This is a genomic window from Vibrio sp. YQ_11, from assembly GCF_043103065.1.
GTDB lineage: Bacteria > Pseudomonadota > Gammaproteobacteria > Enterobacterales > Vibrionaceae > Vibrio > Vibrio parahaemolyticus.
Genome location: NZ_JBICJM010000010.1, coordinates 63,918 through 76,711, shown reverse-complemented (window position 1 = coordinate 76,711; position 12,794 = coordinate 63,918). Strand labels below are relative to the sequence as shown.

The window sequence follows — 12,794 nt, the reverse complement described above, 5'->3', positions numbered from 1 at the left end:
AAAAAAGGGCTCCACTGGAGCCCTTAGCATTTCTATTACGTTAGACTGGCAGAATACGCATGCAGTTGGTTGAACCAACGACGTCCATCACGTCACCTTGAGTGATGATCACTAAGTCACCTTCATGTAAGTAACCTTGCTCTTTGAGGCTAGAAATTGCGGCTTGAGCGGTTGGTAAGCCTGCATCGCATTTCGCATCAAAGTACACTGGCGTCACGCCACGATATAACGCTGCGCGGTTGAGCGTCGATTCGTTACGCGATAAAGCAAAAATCGGCAAACCAGAGCTTAGGCGTGACATCATCAAAGCAGTTCTTCCTGACTCTGTTAATGCAATCATCGCTTTGATGCCTTCCATGTGGTTCGCTGAGTACATGGTTGCCATTGCAATGGTCTCTTCTGCTGTTTCAAAGGTGCGGTCGAGACGGTAGGTCGATAGACTTGCTTCAGACATCTTTTCTGCGCCAATACAGACATCCGCCATTGATTTCACGGTCTCTACCGGATATTGACCGGCAGCGGTCTCTCCAGACAGCATCACGGCATCGGTGCCATCCAAAACGGCGTTTGCTACGTCCATGACTTCTGCACGCGTTGGCATTGGGCTATTGATCATCGATTCCATCATTTGAGTTGCAGTAATGACGACGCGGTTCAAACTGCGAGCTCGACGAATGAGTTTTTTCTGAACACCGATCAGTTCAGGATCGCCAATCTCAACCCCTAAATCGCCGCGAGCGACCATCACGACGTCAGAAGCTAGGATGATATCGTCAATCGACTCGCTCGTGGCGACGGTTTCTGCACGTTCTACTTTTGCGACGAGTTTTGCTTCTAAGCCGGCATCCCTGGCCAAGCGTCTGGCATAGTGCATGTCCTCGCCATTGCGTGGGAAAGAAATGGCCAAATAGTCGACCTTAATTTCTGCGGCTGTGATGATGTCAGATTTGTCTTTCTCCGTGAGCGCATCGGCTGATAAGCCACCGCCTTTTTTGTTGATGCCCTTGTTGTTGGATAATGGACCACCAACGGTCACACGGGTATGGACTTTATTTCCTTCTACGCTGGTGACTTGCAATTGAACTCTGCCATCATCAAGCAGTAGAATGTCGTTCGGTGAAACATCTTGAGGCAGTTCTTTGTAATCCAAACCAACGGATTCTTGGTTCCCTTCGCCTTTTGGTAAGTCGCTATCTAGTGTGAATTTATCGCCGACTTTGAGTGTGATTTTACCGTCTTTAAAGGTCGAAACACGAATTTTAGGTCCCTGTAAATCGCCAAGAATGGCAACCTGACGCCCTAATCTTGCGGCAATCGCGCGTACTTTTTTAGCGCGTTGAATGTGGTCTTCACTTGTACCGTGAGAAAAGTTCATACGAACGACGTTCGCACCAGCTTTAATGATCTCCTCCAGCACATTGTCTTTATCAGTTGAAGGGCCAAGAGTGGTGACAATTTTCGTTCTTCTTAATTTGGAAGTCATAGATTCTCCGAAGAATGCAGGTGTAGGACAAAGTAACTCAAATTTTATTCTTACTTAATCTAACCACTGTCGAGGTCAGTATTTTCTAAGCTCGATGCCAGTTAGGTATAAGTATATGCACAGATTGTTTGCATGAAGAGTGGCACTCGCTAAAACAGACGGATAATACATAGAGGACTAACGAGTTAGCGAAAACCTCTTTGTAGGGATGCTCTGTGGTCGCTTATGTTGCTCTCCTAATTTGAAGAATAAAATAAGTTATTTTTCAAGCAATTTAACAGGAGTAGATTTCCCGTTATTTGATTGAATACACAAACAAACATGTTTATACGTGATGCTTGTCACGGGGATTTATTAATTCACTTCACAATTACTTCGCAAAGTAAAAAAATTGTCTCGTTATAGAATTTCGGAGTGCAAGATGTACATGGCTCAACCGGGCCATATTGATCATATCAAACAGGTCAATGCTGGTCGTGTATATAAACTTATTGACCTAAAAGGTCCAATTTCTCGAATTGATTTGTCGAAGCAAAGTGAGCTTGCGCCTGCGAGTATCACCAAAATCACTCGAGAATTAATCGAAGCACACTTGATTCATGAAACTACCGTACAAGAGGCGACAAGTCGTGGTCGTCCTGCCGTAGGCCTACAAGTTAACAACGAAGGCTGGCAGTTTCTGTCGATGCGTTTAGGTCGTGGCTATCTGACTATTGCTCTGCATGAGTTGGGTGGCGATGTCTTGATCGATACCAAAATCGAAATTCATGAACGTGACCAAGACGATGTTCTTGAGCGTCTGCTCTACGAAATTGACGATTTTTTTCAGACGTATGCCGATCAGCTCGATCGTGTTACTAGCATCGCGATTACGCTTCCAGGCCTTGTAAACTCTGAGCAGGGCGTGGTGCTACAAATGCCTCACTATAACGTCGAAAACCTTGCTTTGGGGCCAGAGATTTACAAAGCGACGGGTTTGCCGGTCTTTATTGCCAACGATACGCGTGCTTGGGCTTTAGCTGAAAAGCTCTTTGGCCATTCCCAAGAAAATGACAACTCTGTTCTTATTTCGATTCACCATGGTTTAGGCGCCGGTATCATTCTTGATGGGCGAGTTCTTCAAGGCCGCCACGGTAATATTGGTGAACTAGGGCATATTCAAATTGATCCCAACGGGAAGCGATGTCACTGTGGCAACATTGGTTGCTTAGAAACGGTTGCCAGCTCGCAAGCGATTCGTGAAGAAGTGGTAAGACGCATCTCTGAAGGTGAAGCCTCCATTCTCGCGGATCAAGAAGAGATGAGTATCGAAAGTATCTGTGAAGCCGCGGCAAATGGCGATCCTCTCGCGGTTGATGTGATTGAAAAATTGGGGCGCTATTTAGGTTCTGCAATTGCTATCGTGATCAACTTGTTTAACCCAGAAAAGATTTTGATTGGTGGGGTAATTAACCAAGCGAAAGAGGTGCTTTATCCGGCCGTTCGCCGTTGTATTGAAGAACAAAGCTTGCCTGTTTATCACCAAGATCTTGAGCTGGTGGAATCTCGCTTTTATAAACAAGCGACGATGCCGGGCGCTGCGCTGATAAAACAAGCTCTGTATGATGGGCAGTTGTTAATGAAGGTGGTGGAAGGTTAATCACTTCTTTCTATCTTTAATTTGATTTAGGGTGTGGCTCAAGAGCGCACCCTTTTTTGATCTTAAAAAGCCATCAAATGACGAATCTGAGCAGCAGTGCATTGCTATGTGCACGTCATTGATGTAATTTGCACTTATATCTAATTTGGCTCATGATGTTAAACGTATCAAGCTAACGTATTGAGTTTACTTAGATATCTATACACTCATTAAAAAACGTCGCCTTGTATTCTCAGCAAGGTTTCCAATAAAGAGTGAAAAATAATCGTTCAGAATTTAGGTAGTAGTATGTCCGGAGTTTTAAATACGGTTGATCAGCGTACGAACTTAGTGGGTGAAAACCGACTAGAACTTTTGCTGTTCACGTTAAACAGTCGTCAGTTATTTGCGATTAATGTGTTCAAAGTGAAAGAGGTGATAAAGCTTCCGCCGTTGACTAAGCTGCCTGGTTCACACTACAACATCCGTGGTGTTGCTTCTCTTCGAGGTGAAGCTGTACCTGTGATTGATTTGCGTTGTTCGATTGGTTTTCCTCCTCTTCGTGGAGAAGCGGAAGAAGAAAACTTGATCGTGACGGAATATAACCGTTCGGTGCAGGGTTTCCTTGTTGGTCCGGTACGTAACATCATCAATACCGCATGGACTGAAATTCAGCCGCCGCCATCGACTTCTGGACGCTCTAACTACCTCACAGCTATCACCCAAGTGAAAGATGGTGATACTTCTCAAATCGTTGAGATTATTGACGTTGAGAAAGTGTTGGCGGAAATCGTTCATTATGATGTCACTATCTCAGAAGATATCTTAGATCACGACTTATCGCAGTCGATGGTTGGACGTAACGTTCTTATCGTAGACGACTCTTCGACAGCAAGAAACCAAGTACGTGACACCCTTTCTCAATTGGGTATGAACATCATCGAGTGCCGAGATGGTTTAGAGGCATTAACGGTGCTCAAACGTTGGTGTGATGAAGGTCGTGATGTTGAAAAAGAGCTGTTAATGATGATCACGGACGCTGAAATGCCAGAGATGGATGGTTACAAATTGACTCACGAAGTCCGTAGCGATCCTCGTATGTCGAAGTTGTTCATCACGTTGAACACGTCACTCAGCGGTAGCTTTAACGAGGCGATGGTGCAAAAGGTAGGCTGTGATCGTTTTATCTCAAAATTCCAGCCAGATTTGTTAGTTGAAGTAGCACAAGATCGTTTGCGTCAGGTGCTTTCTACAAACGCCTAACTCATCAATGAATGTAAACAAAGGGAGGGTAACCTCCCTTTGTTGTATCTACTCATTCTTAATGGAAGTCACGAGACTTACTCTGCAAGTTGGATAAGTAATGAGTACAGTCAATCAATTTACCCGCAATGACGTGAATGACTTCTCCCTCTCGTTCCAAAATACCTTTTACCATCAATATTTTTGAGGTGAGGTAAGTTTGCTTTTGCGCTCTTGCCGTCGCGCTCCATACCACAACGTTAATGTTGCCAGTGTCATCTTCTAAGGTGAAAAATGTAACGCCTGCTGCAGTGCCTGGAGACTGCCTTCCGGTGACGACACCTGCCACAGTCACAAGCGATTTATGCTCTTTATCAACCAATTGTTTCATACGCGTAAAACGAGGAAGTATTCCCGCTTCTTCTAGCAGAGTAATTGGGTGCCGATTCAGCGAAAGACCTGTACTGGCATAGTCTTCAATAAGGCTTTCATATTCAGATGGCTGTGCTTGATAGCTAACGCTTGGCTCTTCGATATGATGAAACAAAGGCAAATCGGACAGTGAATCCATCGCTGCCCAACGTGCGTTATAACGGTTACCCGATAAGATCTGAAAGGCATTTGCAGAAGCTAATAATTCGATATCACGACGACTTCTCAAGATTTGTTTGACCTCTTGTATTGAGTGATAGCCCGTTTTTGGTCGTCGTTCGACTAAGCGAGTCGCGCTTTCCTCATTAAAGCCCTTAACCAATCGAAAGCCCAGTTGCACACCAAGTCGGCCATTGGGGCGTTGAATCAAATGATGTTGGTAATAGGAATGATTGACACAGATAGGCAGAACTTCGACGCCGTGGCGACGAGCGTCTTGCACCAATTGAGAAGGGCTGTAAAACCCCATTGGTTGGCTGTTTAACAGTGCCGTATAAAACTCTGCAGGATAGTAGTATTTTAGCCATGCCGAGCAATACGCCAAAACGGCGAAAGACGCTGAATGACTTTCTGGAAATCCGTATTCACCAAAGCCACAAATTTGTTCAAAAATGCGCTCCGCAAATGCTAAGTCGTAACCCCGCTCTTGCATGCCATTGAGCAGCTTAGGCTTAAACTTGGCTAAATCACCATTCTTTTTCCATGAAGCCATGGCTCGACGAAGTTGATCAGCCTCGCCACCACTAAACCCCGCAGCGACCATGGCAAGTTTGATGACTTGTTCTTGGAATATAGGCACGCCCATGGTTCTTTCTAAAACGCTTTTCACTGCTTCTGATGGATAGCTGACAGGCTCTTCGCCGTTGCGCCTTTTCAAAAACGGGTGAACCATGTCGCCTTGAATCGGCCCTGGGCGTACGATCGCGATTTGAATAACTAAGTCGTAATAACAAGCTGGTTTTAAGCGAGGCAGCATGCTCATTTGCGCGCGAGATTCGATTTGAAAAACGCCAACGGTGTCTGCTTTTTGGAGCATGCGATATACATGAGGATCATCTTGTCGGCGAGTGATCTCAGCAATTGAAAGTGATCGCTGATGGTGTTTCTCAATTAATTGAAAGCATTTACGGATAGCATTGAGCATCCCAAGCGCCAATACATCGACTTTCAGAAGCTCTAAGCTTTCGAGATCGTCCTTATCCCATTGAATGATAGTTCGATCTTCCATTGCTGCATTTTCAACGGGCACCAATTCATATAATGGACCAGATGAAATCACGAAGCCGCCGACATGCTGAGAAAGATGACGAGGAAAACCAATAATCTCGTTCACCAGTTGGATAAACTGCTGACCTTTGAGCGATTCCGGTTGCAAACCAAGCTCAATAATTTGTGCTTGCCAACCTTGGCTACGATCTCGGCGGTTAACATTTTTGATGAAAAAATCCAATTGGGTCTCTTCAATACCTAACGCTTTTCCGACCTCACGTACCGCACTTTTGAAGCGATAACTGATCACTGTTGCGGCAAGAGCGGCACGCTCACGCCCGTATTTTTTATAAATGTATTGAATGACTTCTTCACGGCGCTCGTGTTCGAAGTCAACGTCGATATCTGGTGGCTCTTTGCGTTCCTTACTGATAAATCGTTCGAACAAGACGGAGATTTGTCTTGGATCGACGGCGGTGATTTCTAAGCAGTAACACACGACGGAATTCGCCGCTGATCCTCGGCCTTGATAAAGAATGCCTTGCTGTTTAGCAAACATGACGATGTCATGAATGGTTAAAAAGTAATAATGGTACTTGAGGTCTTCTATCAACCTCAGTTCGTTTTCGATGGTTTGGTTGATGTCCTCCGGCACGCCTTCAGGAAAGCGACGCTCTTTACCTTGTTCCACCAACATTCGTAAGTAAGAATTTGGTGTATAGCCATTAGGAATCAGTTCTGTAGGGTATTCGTATTTCAGATCAGACAATTTGAATTCGCACAAATCCGCGATGTACTTACTTTCCTCTAGCCACTCTGGTTTGTAGATACGAACCAACTTATTCAGTGGTCGTAATGCGCGTTCAGCATTAGAAAGACGTTCAAAGCCCAGCTTATCAACACTGCAACCATGCTTAATGGCGGTGAGTATATGTTGTAAAGGCAGGCGCTCAGCCGTGTGCATGAGTACGCCGCCACAAGCTGTAATAGGCAGTTGCAATTCGTGAGCTAGCTTCTCGCAGTGATTTGTGTAGGCATCATCGTCGCCACCAAGATGACGTTGAATCGCAACCCATAGTCGATTGTTATGGTGTTGATTGAGCCAGCGCCCCCAGTAATGGTCACTCGCTTGGTGGTTAGGAAGCCACAATACTAAGCAGTGACGAATCGACATCAGATCCCACTCAGAAAGCTGATAGCTGCCTTTTTCGCTGCGTCGTTTCGCGTTAGTGATGATACGGCACATCTCAGCATAAGCTTTACGGCAGGGGCAAAGTAGGACTATTTGGCACTCTTCGTTGAGCCAGAACATGCTGCCGACGATCTGTTTGATATCAAGTTTATGCTGTTCAATCGTTACATGGGCTTTGACCACGCCAGCGACCGAGCACTCGTCAGTAATCGCGATGGCATGGTAGCGATAAAAAGCCGCTTGCAACACAAGCTCTTCTGCATGAGAAGCGCCAGTGAGGAAAGAGAAATTAGACTGACAAAATAATTCTGCGTAACTCATAACGACTTAACAAAAATAGCCATGAAGAAACCAATGTTTATGTTGATCGCGAAATACCCATAACCAGCGACCTTGCTTGGTATGAGCAATGTAGTAATCGCGCATAATTTCGTCGCCATCCCACCATCCGGATACGATTCGTTCTGGTCCATGCACCAGCGATACTTGTTCTTGCAGAGCAATTGGGGCAGGCAGTTGCATTGCTGGGCGCAGCAAATCTGGGATGCTATGAGTGGGTACTTCTGGCTCATCGGCTAGTCGGTATTGGCTGGCTTTCTCCGGTCTTGGGTCGTAGGCAATATCTGGCTTGAGCACTGCACTTTTCCCAAGTTTAGCTTGGAGTAAAGAGAGCAGTTCTAACGCATTCATCTGTCCTTTTGGCCCAGAAAAAAGATCTCGCGCAGCACTTAAAGGCTCACCCTGACGAACAACTTTTAGTGTCAAACCGACCACCGCTCCATTAAGCGTGAGCGACTCTAAGCTCAAACTCGCCAGTTGTTGCCAGCGATGGCATAGATAATCGCCTTGAGCAGAGGTGAGTTGAAGATGCTGCTCGTGTTTATCGCGTTGATGGAGCGTTAAGCGAAGTTCAAAGGCGACTTTGTCTCGCAATTTTAGAAAGGTTTCGAGTTGGCGAAGGAGCTTTGCTAACGGTTTTTCAATCCATTGAACGTTTTCGATCTCAAACAGTAACTCCAAATACACTTGGAACGACTCGCTTGGATGGTAAAAGTCGACAGGGTGTTTGAACTGACCAGTAAGTCGTCCGACGTAGTTGACTAAATCAATATCAAAACGGCGAGCGATGTCTTGTAATGGCAATTCCAGTAACCCTTGCAGCGTTGTTACGCCCACTCGTTGGAGTTTTTCAACATTGGAGGGCGATAAATCGGTTAGGGTTAATGGCAACGGAAATAAAGCTTTTTGGATAGAAGTTTTATCTTCGCTAAGCACATTCGCACCAGATAACGCCATCAATTTAGCGGAAAAAGGTGAGAAGCCACAACCAAACTGAAAGCTCAATTTTAGTTCATCTAAATGAGTTCGGATTTTATTCCAATAGTTCTGTAATCCTTCATAGAGATTAAGCATTGGCGTCGCACGCAGCAAAATACCTTGGTTTGGCATCAATACGACATCAGAAGTGACCAAATACATCCATTGAGCCACCTCTTGCAACTTATTCCACTCCGTTTGTGGGTGGTAAGGATGTACTTGCAAGTCATGGCACAAAGACGCAGCACTGCCTAAGCCCATATTTGGCTTAATGCCTTGCTGCTCGGCCGTCTCGTTGTATTGAATAATCCGGCAGCGTTGACTTTCGACAATGACGACCGGGTGCTCTTGGTTGTTGCCAAACAGCGCATCCAACTGTAGGTGAGGGAAGTGCAAGTAGATCCACAAAACCATGTGATTATCCTTGATTCGCCAATGGGAAGTTCACCACAGTCGATGGGATATGAGTCATCACTGGCATCACCAACTGCGGGTAATCATGTTGAAAGTCGATATTGATACTGCCTTTGTTCCAGCCCCCTTTGCGTTTCAATACTTCCACATTTACGCCCTGTTCATGACCTTGCAGCTTTAAGCTCAATGACACAGGTAGGGACAAGCGATTTGCCATGCTCGGTTTGAGCATAAAAAGCGGACAAGCGCCTTGTTCACTGGCAACCTGTAAGCGTTTTACTTGGTGGATTTCTAGTTCGTCTTGCCATAGCAATACGTTGGCACAAACACCACTTTTCAGACACTGTTCTGCGGCCCACAAAGCATCTCGATGATGTGTAGGATTTACGACCCAAACTTGGTTTATATCTAAGCCAATATTGTGTAGAAACAGCGAATTCATTAACGCTGGAGGCTGAATGAATGCGGTTACCCCTCTCGAAAGAGACGCTTTTAGATATGGAGCGAGTAAACGCAGTTCACCAATACTGCCTACGGATTCCATCTCTACCACACCGTGAGAAGGAAAGCCGCCACCAAGCAATTCATCTAGCTCAGCAAAACCGGAGCTGCTTAGAAATTGATGGTCGTCCGCTTTTGTTAAATTGGCCTGCCAAACAAGATTCTGGCTTTTTAAGTGTTGTATGATGTCTTGCATAAATAAAATACCTGTATATATATACAGTATATTTCTATGATGAAAACACGCAAGATTTTTGTCAGTGAGAAAATGAAAAAAGGCAGCGTTTGCTGCCTTTTTAATCGATTATGTGAGGTTGTGATAATGTATTACTTACGCTTAGGTTGGGCGTCAATACACTGGCCGTGTATGTCTGTCATTGCAGGATCCATCAAATGCAGATACAGCGGCATAATGTCTAGCGGTGTTTTCAGCGTGTTCGCATCTTCACCAGGGTACGCTTTCTCACGCATGCGAGTTCGAGTCGCACCAGGGTTAATTGCGTTAACGCGCATTGGCGTGTCACTCAACTCGTCCGCCAATACTTGCATCATACCTTCCACTGCGAACTTAGATATCGCATATGGACCCCAAAAAGCACGGCCAGAATGGCCAACGGTAGAAGAGGTAAAGATAATGCGACCTGCTTCAGATTTACGCATGACAGGCAGTAGCGCTTGAGTCATCAGCACCTCGGCTTTTACGTTAATCTGCATGATGTCATCGAAGTCCTCTTCGTTGATCTGCTCGAACGGACATAACGCGCTAAGAACACCAGCATTGTGTAATAAACCATCTAGTTGACCAAATTGACCTTCAATGGTTTCCGCCATATCAATGTAGTTTTGCTTGGTCGCGCCTTTTAAATCGAGAGGGATGATCGCGGCTTGTGGGTAACCTGCGGCTTCAATTTCGTCGTAGATGGATTCAAGATTCTTAACGTTTCGGCCCAATAGAATCACAGTCGCACCGTGCTTGGCGTAAGAAAGCGCCGCTTGGCGGCCAATGCCATTACCAGCACCAGTAACAAGAATGACTTTACCTTCTAGGGCATCTTTTGAAACGGAGTAGTTCACGGTATTTAATCCTTATTATTGTAAGAGGGTCCATGTAGTGGGTTAGCGCTAAAATACGCCTGTTTCTCAATGGAAAATCTTGGTAATCGTGACAAGTTGGTTACAATACACCAATTCATGTGTTATACCAATTCCAGAACTTTCGTTAGGTATGCTATCAATCAGAACAAGTGGTTACAAACCACGTTGCCTTCTCTCTGATTTATCGATGTAGCATAGCGACTATTCGCTGGAATGAGATAAAGGAGCTCTCATTGGAATTTTTATTAGATTACGGCTTATTCTTGGCCAAGATTGTGACAGTTGTTGCTGCGATTATTGTCATTCTCATCCTTGTTAAATCGGTTGGTAGCAAATCGGGCGCTGCAAAAGGCGAACTCGAAGTGACGAATCTTTCTGAACAGCACAAGCAATCTATCGAGCAACTTGAGCACTATTTGCATGACGATGCTTTTATCAAAGCTCGTGACAAAGCGGTGAAGAAAGAAGAAAAAGAGAAGAACAAATCTCGCGAGAAAGAAATCAAACAAGCGAGCAAAGAGGGGGCGCTAGACAGCAAACGCGAACCACACCTGTTTGTTCTTGATTTCAACGGTAGTATCGATGCAAAAGAAGTCGCGTCTCTACGTGAAGAAATCACTGCCATTTTGGCTGTTGCTCGTGAAGGCGATGAAGTATTGCTTCGTCTAGAGTCTGGTGGTGGTATGGTTCATGGTTACGGCTTAGCTTCCTCTCAACTTGATCGCATCAAAGCGGCCGGACTTCCTCTGACCATCTCGGTTGATAAAGTAGCAGCAAGTGGCGGTTACATGATGGCTTGTGTAGCAGACAAAATTGTTTCTGCACCATTTGCGATTGTGGGTTCGATTGGTGTCATCGCACAAATTCCAAACTTCAATAAGCTGCTGAAAAAGCACGACATCGAGTACGAGCAGTTAACGGCTGGTGAATACAAACGCACGCTAACCATGTTTGGTGAAAACACCGACAAAGCACGTGATAAATTCAAGCAAGAGCTAGAAGAAACGCACGTATTGTTCAAAGACTTCATCCGTGAGCGTCGTCCAAGTTTAGAATTGGAAAAAGTGGCGACGGGTGAGCACTGGTTTGGTACTCAAGCTAAAGAGTTGGGGCTAGTGGATGAAATCAGCACCTCTGATGATCTTGTTGTTGCTGCGTGCAAAGAAAAAACAGTGTTAGCCGTTCATTACGTGCAGAAGAAAAAATTGGCAGACAAGCTTGCTGGTGTAGCAAGTAAAGTCGCTGACAGTGTTGTGCTTAAACTTGCAGAGCGTGGTCAAAAACCAATTGTCTAATCAATGAGATAATTCGGTCATTCAACATGGCGAGAGTGAAAGCTCTCGCCATTTTTATTGGAACTAATTTGTCTACAAACGACTCAATATCCAGAACTTATTTTTATGTGTCCTGATGAACCCAAGTGAGCATTGGGTGTAATGCTTTACACGACATTTTTCCTCGCTCCAGAAGGCGATTACCCGTATAATACGCGCCTCGAAAACCGAGCAAATTGCTAAAAAGAAACTATAGGTGGAGAAGAACATGTCCTCTCAAACTCCGGTTGTAACCGTAGATGGACCTAGTGGTGCAGGTAAAGGCACTTTATGTATGTTGCTGGCGAAAAAGTTGGGTTTCCAACTCTTAGACTCTGGCGCAATTTATCGTGTACTTGCACTCGCTGCGATTCACCACGGTGTTGATACTGAGTCTGAAGATGCTCTTGTCCCGCTAGCGACACACCTAGACGTCCAATTTATCGCCGAAGGTGACCTAGTGAAGGTTATCTTAGAAGGTGAAGATGTCTCAGGTGAGCTTCGTAAAGAAGAAACGGGTATGGCTGCGTCTAAAGTGGCTGCATTACCACGCGTTCGCGAAGCATTATTGCGCCGTCAGCGTGCGTTTGAAGCCGCTCCTGGCCTTGTTGCTGATGGTCGTGATATGGGTACGGTTGTATTCCCAAGTGCTCAAGCAAAAATTTTCCTTGATGCAAGCGCGGAAGAGCGTGCAAATCGACGCCTTAAACAGTTGCAAGATAAAGGGTTAGATGTTAGATTTGCTGACCTTTTAAGCGAGATCCAAGAGCGTGACGACCGAGATCGTAACCGCCCAGTGGCGCCACTACGCCCTGCAGAGGATGCGCTTGTGCTAGATTCTACGTCGATGACTATCGACGAAGTAGTCGAAAAGGCACTACAATATATCGAATCGAAGCTAGCTGAGTAATGATACTCGACTAAGCTAAGAGCGTTGGTCGCAAGGATGATGACCGGCGAATTTAATAACCCCATGAG

At 45.3% G+C, this 12,794-nt stretch carries 9 protein-coding genes; 4 read left to right on the top strand and 5 right to left on the bottom strand.

The window, feature by feature from the left end; all coding sequences use genetic code 11:
• Positions 1 to 40: 40 nt before the first annotated feature.
• Entirely contained in the window at positions 41 to 1,483 is a 1,443-nt protein-coding gene (gene pyk / locus ACF8EG_RS07500; RefSeq protein ID WP_015297028.1) for a pyruvate kinase, read from the bottom strand.
• A gap of 421 nt (positions 1,484 to 1,904) precedes the next feature.
• Between pyk and ACF8EG_RS07495 the strand changes: the two genes are divergently transcribed.
• A complete protein-coding gene (locus ACF8EG_RS07495) occupies positions 1,905 to 3,122 on the top strand; it encodes an ROK family protein (RefSeq protein ID WP_021453636.1) in 1,218 nt (405 codons plus the stop codon).
• A 288-nt stretch (positions 3,123 to 3,410) separates the two neighbouring features.
• Positions 3,411 to 4,364 carry a chemotaxis protein CheV gene (locus ACF8EG_RS07490; protein ID WP_005494587.1) on the top strand — a complete coding sequence of 318 codons (954 nt, stop codon included), beginning with the start codon at positions 3,411 to 3,413 and terminating at the stop codon, positions 4,362 to 4,364.
• A gap of 58 nt (positions 4,365 to 4,422) precedes the next feature.
• On the opposite strand, the gene ACF8EG_RS07485 is transcribed toward ACF8EG_RS07490, so the two are convergent.
• The 4 genes from ACF8EG_RS07485 to ACF8EG_RS07470 form a co-directional block, all read right to left on the bottom strand.
• On the bottom strand, positions 4,423 to 7,497 hold the full coding sequence (locus ACF8EG_RS07485; RefSeq protein WP_053815701.1) for an error-prone DNA polymerase: 3,075 nt from the start codon (positions 7,495 to 7,497) through the stop codon (positions 4,423 to 4,425).
• A 6-nt stretch (positions 7,498 to 7,503) separates the two neighbouring features.
• On the bottom strand, positions 7,504 to 8,907 hold the full coding sequence (locus tag ACF8EG_RS07480) for a DNA polymerase Y family protein (protein WP_065969441.1): 1,404 nt from the start codon (positions 8,905 to 8,907) through the stop codon (positions 7,504 to 7,506).
• Positions 8,908 to 8,911: 4 nt separating this feature from the next.
• A complete protein-coding gene (gene imuA / locus ACF8EG_RS07475) occupies positions 8,912 to 9,604 on the bottom strand; it encodes a translesion DNA synthesis-associated protein ImuA (protein WP_069504675.1) in 693 nt (230 codons plus the stop codon).
• 131 nt (positions 9,605 to 9,735) lie between these two features.
• Positions 9,736 to 10,482, bottom strand: a complete 747-nt coding sequence (locus ACF8EG_RS07470) for a YciK family oxidoreductase (protein ID WP_005453938.1) — start codon at positions 10,480 to 10,482, stop codon at positions 9,736 to 9,738.
• Between the two features lie 254 nt (positions 10,483 to 10,736).
• Here ACF8EG_RS07470 and sohB point away from each other — a divergent pair, with 254 nt between their 5' ends.
• Positions 10,737 to 11,798 (top strand): protease SohB, encoded by a 1,062-nt coding sequence (gene sohB, locus ACF8EG_RS07465; RefSeq protein ID WP_005494599.1) that lies wholly within the window; start codon positions 10,737 to 10,739, stop codon positions 11,796 to 11,798.
• Positions 11,799 to 12,045: 247 nt separating this feature from the next.
• Complete coding sequence (gene cmk / locus ACF8EG_RS07460; protein WP_011106010.1) at positions 12,046 to 12,726, top strand: (d)CMP kinase; 681 nt, start codon at positions 12,046 to 12,048, stop codon at positions 12,724 to 12,726.
• The last annotated feature ends 68 nt before the right edge of the window (positions 12,727 to 12,794 follow it).

What these genes read in the sequence shown, in the direction of transcription:
- pyk (WP_015297028.1), bottom strand. Translation starts at nt 1,483, where the DNA reads ATGACTTCCAAATTAAGAAGAACGAAAATTGTCACCACTCTTGGCCCT.
- ACF8EG_RS07485 (WP_053815701.1), bottom strand. Translation starts at nt 7,497, where the DNA reads ATGAGTTACGCAGAATTATTTTGTCAGTCTAATTTCTCTTTCCTCACT.
- cmk (WP_011106010.1), top strand. Translation starts at nt 12,046, where the DNA reads ATGTCCTCTCAAACTCCGGTTGTAACCGTAGATGGACCTAGTGGTGCA.
- ACF8EG_RS07480 (WP_065969441.1), bottom strand. Translation starts at nt 8,907, where the DNA reads ATGGTTTTGTGGATCTACTTGCACTTCCCTCACCTACAGTTGGATGCG.
- imuA (WP_069504675.1), bottom strand. Translation starts at nt 9,604, where the DNA reads ATGCAAGACATCATACAACACTTAAAAAGCCAGAATCTTGTTTGGCAG.
- ACF8EG_RS07495 (WP_021453636.1), top strand. Translation starts at nt 1,905, where the DNA reads ATGTACATGGCTCAACCGGGCCATATTGATCATATCAAACAGGTCAAT.
- ACF8EG_RS07490 (WP_005494587.1), top strand. Translation starts at nt 3,411, where the DNA reads ATGTCCGGAGTTTTAAATACGGTTGATCAGCGTACGAACTTAGTGGGT.